This window comes from Methylobacterium sp. 13MFTsu3.1M2, from assembly GCF_900112625.1.
Taxonomy (GTDB): domain Bacteria; phylum Pseudomonadota; class Alphaproteobacteria; order Rhizobiales; family Beijerinckiaceae; genus Methylobacterium.
The window spans coordinates 1-9243 of record NZ_FOMM01000054.1 but is presented as its reverse complement, the minus strand read 5'-3'; the positions used below and the strand labels follow the sequence as shown (position 1 = coordinate 9243).

Genomic DNA, 9243 nt, shown 5'->3' with positions numbered 1-9243 from the left:
TACGCGGCGGAGTGCGCGCTGGACCGGGGCGAGCCGGCCCGGATCAGCCTGACGCCCGCCACCTGGGCGACGATCGTGTCGGTGAACCGGCGGGTCAACAAGGCGATCGAGCCGATGACCGACCAGGACCACCTGCACGTGGCCGACCGCTGGGACCTGGCCGAGGACGGCATCGGCGACTGCGAGGACTTCCAGCTGCTCAAGCGCCACATGCTGGCCGAGGCCGGCCTGCCGCGGCGGGCGATGCGCATGACCGTGGTGATCGACGAGAAGGGCGAGGGCCACGCCGTGCTGACCCTGATCACCGACCGCGGCGACCTGGTGCTCGACAACAAGACCAGCGCGATCCTGCCCTGGCACAAGACCGGCTACGTGTTCATCAAGCGCGAGAGCCAGGACGCCGTCGCCTGGGTCTCCCTCGGCGGCGTCACCTCCCCGGTCACCACCGCAAACCGGTGACGCGGCCTCAGGCCGCCCGGCTCAGCGACGGCTGGGCGAGGCTCGCCACGTAGGACTCCACCCGGCCGATGAAGGCCGCGAGATGCGGGGCGACGCCCCGGAGACTGGCGAGATCCCGGACCAGGATGTCCCGCGACAGCGCCCTGTCGCCCTCGCTCGGCGCGTCGGCGAGGTAGGAATCGACCGCGTGCTCCGCGATATTGATCGCGCCGGCCCGACCATCTTCGGCGAGCGCTCTGATCACCTGCTGGATGGCGGGCTGCATGGCGGGTCCTTTCCTGGGGTGCGGCCCCGTCGGCGACGGGCTGGCCGGCTTCACGCGTCTCGATCGAGCCCGCCGCGAATCCCCCGTGCGAGCCGTGCTGAGAAGCCGGCAAAGCTGACCTGAATCAAGGCCTTCCGAGAAGGCGCAGAGCGGCTATTCACTCAGTGCATACGGTTTCGGCCAGCCCCGCGGATGCAACACTCTCTTAAATCGGAACCGATACGGCTGCCCGCGCGTTAGCTGCCTCGCCCTGACCCATTGTGCGTCGCACGTGGCCGTGTCACCCTTCCGTCATCATCGGGCGGCGGGGGCTTGAACCATGCGGCACGCGGATGGCGGTATCTCGTGTCAGGTCTTCGGCCCGCTCCGTTGGCGCGGGTGGACGCACGCGGCGTGCCGCGCGCGGCAGGCGGCGAGTTTCGCCCTGCTCGGCACGATCCTCGCGATGGGCGGCGCCACGACTCACGCCCACGCGCGGCTGGTCCTGCCGGATCAGGTGACCGCCGCCGAACCGACCGGGCCGGTGCGGGCGATCGCGGGCTGGACGGATTTCTGCGCCCGCACGCCTCAGGAATGCACGGTCGACACGGCCGAGCCGGCCGAGATTTCCCTGACCGTGGCGGTGTGGCGGACCCTGCAGAGCGTCAACCGCCGCGTGAACGCGCGCATCCGGCCGATCACCGATCAGGCGCACTGGGGCGTCGTCGACCGCTGGGACTTCCCCGATGACGGGTTCGGCGATTGCGAGGATTACCAACTGCTGAAGCGGCGGATGCTGGTGGAGCGCGGCCTGCCGCGGCGCGCCCTGCTGATGACCGTGGTGATCGACGAGACCAACGAGGGCCACGCGGTGCTGACGGTCCGGACCGACCGCGGCGACTTCATCCTCGACAACAAGACCGACGCGATCCGCTCCTGGCGCCGCACCGGCTACAACTTCATCAAGCGGGCCGGCCAGGACGGCGCGGCGTGGGTGTCCCTGGAGGGCAAGGACGGGACCGCGCAGGTGGCCACCGCCGAGCCCTGAACCCGGTCAGGCGCCGACCAGCATCGCGGCGAGGTCGAGGGCGACGCGGCCGGAGAGCAGGCTCCAGCCGCACGCGATGACCGTCGCCAGCATCACGAACGGGATCGGGCGCCCTTCGATCCGCCGGCCGCGCACCGTGTTGCGCAGGATGATGAACGGCGCCGAGAAGGCCAGCATCGGCAGGGCAGCGACCGCCGGCAGACCACCGCGCTCCAGCAGGCTGAAGCTCGCCCGCCGCGCCGCGAACAGCTCGAAGGCGCTGGCGATCAGGCCAGACAGCGCCAGTCCGATGCAGAGGGTCCGGATCGACTCGAGGGCGACGGGCGTGAGGACCATTATTCGCGCTCCTGATACAGGTTGCGCGCACTGTACTCACGCCGTTTACCCGTTGTTAAGCACGAGTCTTTGTTAGCGTTAATCCGTGCACAGGTGCGGCCGGCGGGACCCGATCCGAGACGCGGGTCCGGCCGGAGCGCGGGGCCTCAGGCCTCTTCCTCGAGATCGATGTCGAGGATCGCCATCCGGAAGACGAAGGAATCGTCGCCGTCCTCCTTGTCGTCGGCGATCACGCCGATCGACTCCTCGCCGATGAACACCTCGGCGGAGTCGCCGGTCTTCATCGCGGTGAGGCGGATATTGTTGTTCGCGAACTTGCGGCGCAGATAGTCCTGAAGCTTCGCGGTCTCGGCTTTGGTCACGCTGGTCGATCTCCCCTGGCGGCGCTGGCGCCGCGGATGGGCCGAGGGCTTGCCACGCCGCGGGCGGAGCGGCAAGCGCGACGGCCCCGGGTCAGATCCCGTCGCCCAGGTGGATGAACTGATCGAGGGCGACGAGCTGGTCCATCGCCCGGGCCGGATCGTCGCAGCCGGCGGTGCCGACCACGCGCGCCGGCACGCCGACGACCGTCGTGTTCGGCGGTACCGGCCGCAGCACCACCGAGCCCGCCGCCACTCGGGCGCAGGCCCCGACCTCGATGTTGCCCAGGATCTTGGCGCCGGCGCCGATCATCACGCCGCGGCGGATCTTGGGGTGGCGGTCGCCGCGCTGTTTGCCGGTGCCGCCCAGGGTCACGGCGTGGAGGATCGACACGTCGTCCTCGATCACCGCGGTCGACCCGACCACGAGGCCGGTGGCGTGGTCGAGGAAGACGCCCCGCCCGATCCGCGCCGCCGGATGGATGTCGCACTGGAACACCTCCGAGACCCGGCTCTGGAGGTAGAGGGCGAGGTCGCGCCGACCGCGGTTCCAGACATGGTGGGCGAGGCGGTAGGCCTGCAGGGCGTGGAAGCCCTTGAAGTACAGGACCGGTTCGAGGGCCCGGAGCGTCGCCGGATCCCGGTCGATCACCGCGCCGATATCGGCGCGGAACGCCTGGCCGATTCCGGGATCGACCGTGATCGCCTCGTGGAAGGCGTGGGCGACGAGTTCGGCCGGGAGCGACGGGTGCCCGAGCCGCGCCGCGACCCGGTGGGAGACCGCGCCTTCCAGCGTGGTGTGGTTCAGGATGGTGGCGACGATGAAGGAGGCGAGCTGCGGCTCGGTCCGCAGGACATCCTCCGCCTCGTCCCGCAACCGCGACCAGACCGGGTCGACGACCGCGAGGTCATGCGATGGGTGAGTGAAGGCAGGACTGGCGCTCATAGTCGGATGCTCATGTCCGGGACTTCGCAGGGTCTGCCGGTCGCGCGTGGGGCGGGGCCGGTCCAGCGCCCGCTCGGGCGGGGTGGTTGTCCCGCCCGGAGAGACGGCAGCGGCGGCGACGGACCGCGGGTACTGCCCTAGCGTGGTGCGCTGCACCGCGGCGATCAAGGGCCGGCGCGGCCCGGGGGTCGCATCGGTCGCATGGCTGTCAGCGAACGCGGGCGGGTCAGTCCGCCAGCGGCACGCCCTGCCCGAACCGCGCCTCGATCGCCGCCGTCAGGCGGTCCAGCATCGTCTGGACAGGGATGTTGGAGGTATCCACCGTCGCCGGGGCCCGGGCGTAGAGCGGCTCGCGGCTCGCCAGCACGGCGCGCAGCTCCTGCATCGCGGAGGCGTGGTCGCCCGTCGTGGCGAGGTGTCCCTGCTCGCGGACGCGGCTCATATGCTCCTCCGGCCGGGCGCGCAGCCAGATGGTGTAGAACGCCTGGAGGAGCAAATCGTAGGTCAGCGGTTCCGCGACGATGCCGCCGCTCGTCGCGAGGATCAGCGGACCGGGATGCTCGGTCAGGCGCCGCAAGGCCGCCTGCTCGAGCCGGCGGTAGCCTTCCTGGCCGTAGATCGCGAAGATCTCCTGGACCGAGAGGGCGTTCTCCCGCTCGATCTCGGCGTTGAGCTCCACGAAGGTCCAGCCGAGGCGCTCGGCCGCGAGCTTGCCGAGGGTCGACTTGCCGGCGCCGCGCAGTCCGGTCAGCGCCACGCGCGGCCGGTTGCTCGATTCGGGCCGGCTGCCGCCGGACAGGGCCTCCTTGGCGGCGACGATCTGGGCCGGGCTCGCCTGGGCGAGGAGGTCGCGCACCACGGGCCAGTCGGGCAGCGCGTCGTTGCCGGTGATCAGGTCGTCCAGCCGCACACCCATGGCGTTCGCCACCCGCCGCAGCAGGATGATCGAGACGTTGCCCTGGCCGCCCTCCAGCTGCGCGATGTAGCGCTCGGATAGGCCCGAGGTCTGCGACAGAACCTTGCGCGACAGCCCGCGCACGGTGCGCGCGTGCCTGACGCGTCGCCCGAGGTCCGTGAGAAAGAGAGATTCCTGTTCCACGCCGGTCATGGCGCCGTCCGCTTTCCTGCCAGCTCGAAAGCAGAGTCCTTGCCCTGCATGCCTGCCGCTTCGAGATCCATCGCGCTTTGGCGTTCCGCCAGACAGGAAGCTGCCTGAGAACGTGCGCGTGTAGACCGGCGTTTCCTGCCCTGAGATCCGTCGTGCGCCACCCGCGTACGGCCGCTGTCTCGCGGCGCCGGTCCGTACCGTAACGATCCAACCACGTTGCTGGCGTGGCGCCTATGTGTTGCGGATCGACCCGATGGTCAAGCCTTGGGCATGATCCTTGTGTGGGCAGAAGGGCCGGCCGGGCGGGCGATCGGCGGTCTGCGCCCGCGCCGGAGCGGGCGCGCTACTCGACCGGCAGGGCCGTGGCCTCGCGCACCGGCGCGGCGACCGCCGCGGCGGCCGGAGCGCGCCGCGGCGTCGCGGCGGCGAGCATCTGGAGCGACGGACGGCGCGGCGGCAGCGGCACCTCGACCGCCTCGACCGCCGCCTCGGTGGCCGGTGCCGAAGCGGCCGCGGGGGTCATCGGGGTGGCGGCCGCCGCGGGCTGCGGCGAGAGCCGGAGTTCCGCCATCTGCGCCGGCGAGGCCTCCGCGCTCCCGAGGGCGGTGGGTCGGCGCGGCGGCAGCGGCACCTCCACGGAGGGAACCGAGGCGGCCTGCGGGGCGGCCGGGGTCGCGCCTGCGGCCGGGTCGATGGAGAGGCTGGCGAGTTCGACCGCGGCGCCGGCCAGGGCGGCGGGCCGGCGCGGCGGCAGCGGCACCTCGACGGTCTCGGTCGGAACCTCCGCCACGGCGGCGGCCGTCGGCGCGTAGGCCAGGGCGGCGGCCGCGGGGTTGGGTTTGGAGTCGGCGACGCCGCCGCCGAACAGGCTCGCGAGGGCGCTGGCCGACGCCGCCACGGGGGCGACCACCGAGGCGACCTCGGTGGAGATGCCCTGGCGCTTGGCGGCGTAGTAGTAGCCGCGGTTGTAGTACTGGTAGGCCTGGGCGACGTTGCCCTTGGCCGTGCGGTAGGCGCCCGCCAGATAGGCCACGCCGTAGCGCAGGTTGGTCTCCGGATCGTACAGGCCGGCGGCGTCGCCGGTGTAGCCCATGCCGCGCGCGGTCGCGTGCTTGATCTGCATGAGACCCAGGGCGCTGCCGCCCTTCGCCCGCGGATTGTAGTTGCTCTCGCGCTTGACCACGGCGTGCACGAAGCTCGCCGGAACGCCGTTCGCCTTCGCCTGCTGCTCGATCAACGCGTCGATATTGTCGCGCGCGCCCTGCCCGAAGGCGGCGGCGGGCGCGACCGCGAGGACGGCGGCCAGGATGAGGCGATGCATTCCGAGACCCGGTGCTGCTTGTTCTGTAGTCAAGCTAGGTCACGGGGAAATGAGGCCGGAAAGCGGCCCCCGTTCGGCAGCCTGTGGGCGGCCGGGGCGACGGGCGTGCTTGTGATCCGCGCGCCACAGGGCGGCGCGCGGACGCGGTCGGCCGGTCTGGGGAGCCGGTCAGGGAAGGATGAAGCGCTCGACCGCGCGGGCGAACCCGTCGGCGTCGTTGCTGTCCGTGACCGCGCTGGCGGCCGCCTGGACGCTCGCCTCGGCATTGCCCATCGCCACGGAGTAGCCGCTCTGTGCGAACATCGGGCGATCGTTCCCGGCATCGCCGAACGTGGCGATCCGCTCGCGCGGGATGGCGAGATGCGCGCTCATCCAGGCGACGAAGCGACCCTTGTCGAGATCGGGCGGGGTCACGTCGAGATAGTACTTCTGCGAGCGGTGGACGGTGGCCCGGCCGGCCAGCGCCGCCGCGATTCGCGTCTCGCAGGCCTCGAGATGGGCGTGGTCGCGGCTGACGCCGACGATCTTGGCGGCCGTACCCATGAGCGTTCCGAGATCCGGCACGACCCGGGGCTCCGCGTCGATCGTGCGGCGCTCCAGGTCGGTGTAGGGACCGTCCGGGTCGCGCAGGCACCACGCGCCGTCGGCGAAGACCCAGACGTCCAGCCCCTCGGCCAGGAGCCGGTCGAGGGCCGCCCGGGCCGCCGGCTCCGGGATGGTCCGCTCCTCGATGATCGACAGGTCCGGCCGGACGACGCTCGCGCCGTTGAAGGCCCCCATCGGCAGGTCGAGGCCGAGCTCCGCCACAAGGCTCCGCAGCCCGATCGGCGGCCGCGCCGAGGCGATGCTGAAGCCGATCCCGGCCGCGCGCAGGCGGCGGACGGCCACCACCGTCGCCGCCGTCAGGCGCTTGTCCCCGGTGACCAGGGTGCCGTCGACGTCCGAGATCACCAGGGCAATCCCCGCGGCCTTGCCGGTACCTGCTGTCATCGCGTCACTCCCCACCCGGATCCCGGCGCGCAGCGGTGGCGAGTTCCGCCACGACCCGGTCGGCAATCGCCTCGGGCGGCTCGAGGATCCCGACGGTAATCGGGTGCTCGTCGGGGCCCGGGACCTCGAGGGTGGCGAACTGGCTGTCCAGGAGATGCGGCGACATGAAGTGACCCTGGCGCTCCGCGAGGCGCCGCGCGATCAGGGCCTTGTCGCCGTCGAGGTAGACGATGCGGACCCGCCGGCTGCCCCGGGTGAGGACGTCCCGGTACGCGCGCCGGAGCGCCGAGCAGACCACCACGCCGGACTCGCCGGCGTCGAGGCGCTGCTGGATCCAGGTCGCGATCCGGGCGAGCCACGGCGCGCGGTCCGCGTCGTCGAGGGCGTGGCCCGCGTGCATCTTCGCCACGTGCTCCGGCGCGTGGAAGCTGTCGCCGTCCACGAAGATCCAGCCGAGCTTCTCGGCGATCAGCGCCGCCACGGTGCTCTTCCCGGACCCCGAGACGCCCATGACCACGAGCACCTGAGCGGCCGTCCCGGCATCGAATGGCGGGTCTGATTGGGACGTCATCCGGACCACCGTGGCTCCGAGGCGCGCCGGGGCGCCGCGCGTCACGATCATGCGGAGCGCGCGCGCGGAAGGGAAGATCGCCGCGCCCGACGTTGCCGCCGTGTCGGCAGGAACCGTCGCGCCGCGGGCCGCGTTGACGACCCAGAACGCGAACATTTAGGGAACATGAGTCGCATGGCTACCACCACCGCGAAGGCGACGTCGAAGGCCGATCGGGATTCTGGAGGGCGCCAGGATGCGCGCCAGAACGCGCCGGAGAACCCCAAGACCGACCCGAAGGACGTGTCGAACCAGATCAAGGATCCGGACCAGTGGACCACCGGCGGCGAGCCGATGACCGGCGCGCAGGCCTCCTACCTGAAGACGCTCTCCGAGGAGGCGAAGGAGCCGAAGGCGTTCGATCCCGACCTCGACAAGGCCGAGGCCTCCAAGCGGATCGACGACCTGCGCCACAAGGCCGGCCACGCCTGAGCCGTCGCGGGCGCGCCCTCGCCGGGCGCGCCCGCCGCGCGGGGCGGTGCATATCCCGCCCGGAATCAGCCCGATGCCCTGTTTCGGACACTTCGTTAAGCCGGCGGCAAGCGCGGGCCGGTAACAGCCTTCCGAGCGCGTGAGGCCACGCGGACGGCGGGACGGGAAGGCGCGTTCGACCATGGATGAGCCGGGCGGCGACGGGGCGGGGCGGCGCGCGGTGCGATCCCGGGCGGCGGCCGCCCTGACGGATCGGATCCCTGTCGCGACCGCGCGCTTCGCCCGCGACGTCCGCGGATCCACCGCGACCGAGTATGCCCTGCTCGGGGGCCTGATCTTCCTCGTCGCGGTCGGCAGCATCCGCTACTACGTGTCCCGCGTCAGCGCCGTCTACGGCGACATCACCGCGGCGGTGACACAGGGTCAGTGAGCGGATCGCGCCGGGGCCGTGCGGCCCTGGAGTCGATGGGCCGACTCGTTACCGTCGACAGCGCTCGGATTTGTGTCCCGATATTTCAGCAGCGCGCGCTGCGCCCGGCATTCGTCGTCCCTGTGCCCCGAAAAAGCTGTGCTTAACGAGGATGACTTAGCAGTCTCGGTCGTGGCGGGCGGAGTGTGGCTCACCCGCTACGGACACCTGGGCCGCTATGGGCTAGGCACGGGCTCGGCAATACCGATGGGCAACATCTGGATGCGCAAACTTCCCCTCGTCCTGCTCGCCGTCACGGCGATGTCGGGCTGCACGTACCTGCCCGCGGCGGGTCCGACGGCGAGCGCGATCCAGGCCGGGGCCGAGGTCGCCACGGCCGACGGCGGGATCCTTGCCCGCTACGAGATCATCGACGTCACCCCCTCCGTGGTCGAGGCCCTGCGCGGCCGCCCCCTCGACAGCCTGCTCGCCTCCTTCGGCGACCATCGCCCCTCCTCCGAGCCGGTCATCGGCATCGGCGACATGGTCTCGGTCTCCGTCTGGGAGGCCGGGTCCGGCGGCCTGTTCTCCGGGCCGCTGGTCGCCGACCGCTTCTCCGCCGGATCCAAGTCCGCCCTCATCCCCGAGCAGCCCGTCGGGCGCGACGGCGCCATCTCGGTGCCCTATGCCGGCCGCATCAAGGTCGCCGGCCGCCGCACCCAGGACGTCCAGGCGCTCATCGAGAACGAGCTCGCCGGCAAGGCCATCCAGCCCCAGGTGCTGGTCTCGGTCACCCGCCCGATCTCCCAGGCCGTCACCGTCACCGGCGAGGGCGCCGCCGGCGCTCGCCTGCCGCTCTCAGGCCACGGCGACCGCATCCTCGACGTCATCGCCGCCGCCGGCGGCAACCGCGCGCCGGTCAACGAGACCTTCGTGCGGCTCTCGCGCGGGCCGGTGACCGCGACCGTGCCGCTGACCACG

Annotated in this window: 13 protein-coding genes; 5 read left to right on the top strand and 8 right to left on the bottom strand. The window is 71.8% G+C overall.

The genetic code is table 11. From position 1 onward, the window contains the following. The coding region (locus BM314_RS29560) for a transglutaminase-like cysteine peptidase (protein WP_091683537.1) at window positions 1-459 on the top strand (459 nt) is incomplete at its 5' end. 7 nt (window positions 460-466) lie between these two features. On the opposite strand, the gene BM314_RS29555 is transcribed toward BM314_RS29560, so the two are convergent. Further along, window positions 467-724 carry a hypothetical protein gene (locus BM314_RS29555; protein WP_012320711.1) on the bottom strand — a complete coding sequence of 86 codons (258 nt, stop codon included), beginning with the start codon at window positions 722-724 and terminating at the stop codon, window positions 467-469. A 319-nt stretch (window positions 725-1043) separates the two neighbouring features. Between BM314_RS29555 and BM314_RS29550 the strand changes: the two genes are divergently transcribed. Further along, the gene (locus BM314_RS29550; RefSeq protein WP_026605326.1) at window positions 1044-1751 is read left to right on the top strand and encodes a transglutaminase-like cysteine peptidase; all 708 of its coding nucleotides are present in this window, start codon (window positions 1044-1046) and stop codon (window positions 1749-1751) included. A 6-nt stretch (window positions 1752-1757) separates the two neighbouring features. Here the strand turns inward: BM314_RS29550 and BM314_RS29545 are convergent, their stop codons facing one another. From BM314_RS29545 to BM314_RS29515, 7 genes are all read right to left on the bottom strand, one after another. After that, window positions 1758-2087: a DUF6949 family protein gene (locus tag BM314_RS29545; RefSeq protein ID WP_020095662.1), complete on the bottom strand. Its 330-nt coding sequence runs from the start codon at window positions 2085-2087 to the stop codon at window positions 1758-1760. A 146-nt stretch (window positions 2088-2233) separates the two neighbouring features. Beyond that, entirely contained in the window at window positions 2234-2449 is a 216-nt protein-coding gene (locus BM314_RS29540; protein WP_007565940.1) for a DUF3126 family protein, read from the bottom strand. Between the two features lie 91 nt (window positions 2450-2540). After that, complete coding sequence (gene cysE, locus BM314_RS29535) at window positions 2541-3392, bottom strand: serine O-acetyltransferase (protein ID WP_026605327.1); 852 nt, start codon at window positions 3390-3392, stop codon at window positions 2541-2543. A 226-nt stretch (window positions 3393-3618) separates the two neighbouring features. Continuing rightward, entirely contained in the window at window positions 3619-4500 is an 882-nt protein-coding gene (locus BM314_RS29530; protein ID WP_020095664.1) for a helix-turn-helix transcriptional regulator, read from the bottom strand. A gap of 343 nt (window positions 4501-4843) precedes the next feature. Next, window positions 4844-5821, bottom strand: coding sequence for a lytic transglycosylase domain-containing protein (locus BM314_RS29525; RefSeq protein WP_091982096.1), 978 nt, complete (start codon window positions 5819-5821; stop codon window positions 4844-4846). A gap of 168 nt (window positions 5822-5989) precedes the next feature. Further along, window positions 5990-6811 carry a Cof-type HAD-IIB family hydrolase gene (locus BM314_RS29520; protein ID WP_091982093.1) on the bottom strand — a complete coding sequence of 274 codons (822 nt, stop codon included), beginning with the start codon at window positions 6809-6811 and terminating at the stop codon, window positions 5990-5992. A gap of 4 nt (window positions 6812-6815) precedes the next feature. Beyond that, on the bottom strand, window positions 6816-7382 hold the full coding sequence (locus BM314_RS29515) for a gluconokinase (protein WP_051123786.1): 567 nt from the start codon (window positions 7380-7382) through the stop codon (window positions 6816-6818). Window positions 7383-7556: 174 nt separating this feature from the next. Here BM314_RS29515 and BM314_RS29510 point away from each other — a divergent pair, with 174 nt between their 5' ends. From BM314_RS29510 to BM314_RS29500, 3 genes are all read left to right on the top strand, one after another. Then, window positions 7557-7853, top strand: a complete 297-nt coding sequence (locus tag BM314_RS29510) for a DUF3072 domain-containing protein (protein ID WP_042675243.1) — start codon at window positions 7557-7559, stop codon at window positions 7851-7853. 181 nt (window positions 7854-8034) lie between these two features. Continuing rightward, on the top strand, window positions 8035-8283 hold the full coding sequence (locus BM314_RS29505; protein ID WP_020095669.1) for a Flp family type IVb pilin: 249 nt from the start codon (window positions 8035-8037) through the stop codon (window positions 8281-8283). Window positions 8284-8544: 261 nt separating this feature from the next. Then, the coding region (locus BM314_RS29500; RefSeq protein ID WP_139237921.1) for a polysaccharide biosynthesis/export family protein at window positions 8545-9243 on the top strand (699 nt) is incomplete at its 3' end.

Excerpts from the sequence above, each read along its gene's own strand:
- BM314_RS29545 (WP_020095662.1), bottom strand. The coding sequence starts at position 2,087 with ATGGTCCTCACGCCCGTCGCCCTCGAGTCGATCCGGACCCTCTGCATC.
- BM314_RS29515 (WP_051123786.1), bottom strand. The coding sequence starts at position 7,382 with ATGACGTCCCAATCAGACCCGCCATTCGATGCCGGGACGGCCGCTCAG.
- BM314_RS29525 (WP_091982096.1), bottom strand. The coding sequence starts at position 5,821 with ATGCATCGCCTCATCCTGGCCGCCGTCCTCGCGGTCGCGCCCGCCGCC.
- BM314_RS29530 (WP_020095664.1), bottom strand. The coding sequence starts at position 4,500 with ATGACCGGCGTGGAACAGGAATCTCTCTTTCTCACGGACCTCGGGCGA.
- cysE (WP_026605327.1), bottom strand. The coding sequence starts at position 3,392 with ATGAGCGCCAGTCCTGCCTTCACTCACCCATCGCATGACCTCGCGGTC.
- BM314_RS29555 (WP_012320711.1), bottom strand. The coding sequence starts at position 724 with ATGCAGCCCGCCATCCAGCAGGTGATCAGAGCGCTCGCCGAAGATGGT.
- BM314_RS29505 (WP_020095669.1), top strand. The coding sequence starts at position 8,035 with ATGGATGAGCCGGGCGGCGACGGGGCGGGGCGGCGCGCGGTGCGATCC.
- BM314_RS29510 (WP_042675243.1), top strand. The coding sequence starts at position 7,557 with ATGGCTACCACCACCGCGAAGGCGACGTCGAAGGCCGATCGGGATTCT.
- BM314_RS29520 (WP_091982093.1), bottom strand. The coding sequence starts at position 6,811 with ATGACAGCAGGTACCGGCAAGGCCGCGGGGATTGCCCTGGTGATCTCG.
- BM314_RS29550 (WP_026605326.1), top strand. The coding sequence starts at position 1,044 with ATGCGGCACGCGGATGGCGGTATCTCGTGTCAGGTCTTCGGCCCGCTC.